Source organism: Pseudomonas sp. AC463 (assembly GCF_979253585.1).
On sequence record NZ_CEEDDZ010000141.1, the window covers coordinates 1 to 427 of the forward strand.

Sequence of the window (427 nt, forward strand, 5' to 3'; positions counted from 1 at the left end):
GCGGTGAGCTTGCCGTCCGTGCCCGCCGCGAAGCGGACGCGCTGTTCGGTGTTGGAGCGGCGGACGGTGGCGTCGAACACCTGCTGGCGCGCCATCACGGCCTTGACCGGCCGGCCGAGCCGGCGCGACGCGATCGCGGCGGCGACGCTCTCCGGCGCGATGCCCAGCTTCGACCCGAAGCCGCCGCCGATATAGCGCGAGATGATCCGCACCTTGTCCTTCGGCACGCCGAGCGACTTCGCCAATTGCTCGGCGTCCGAGGTCGGCATCTGGTACGAGCCGTAGAGCGTCAGCGCGTCGTCGTTCCACACCGCGATCGACGCGTGCGGCTCCATCGCGGCGGAGTTCTGGCTGGGCGTGACATAGGTCACGTCGAGCGTGACGGGGGCCTCCGCGAGCGCTTCGTCGACATCGCCCTGCTTGTAAT

General features: G+C 69.8%; 1 protein-coding gene. It reads right to left on the minus strand.

Annotated elements, in window-relative coordinates:
- Window positions 1-427: molybdopterin cofactor-binding domain-containing protein (locus tag AC0IYH_RS29490; protein ID WP_471837594.1), on the minus strand; the 427-nt coding region annotated here is incomplete at both ends.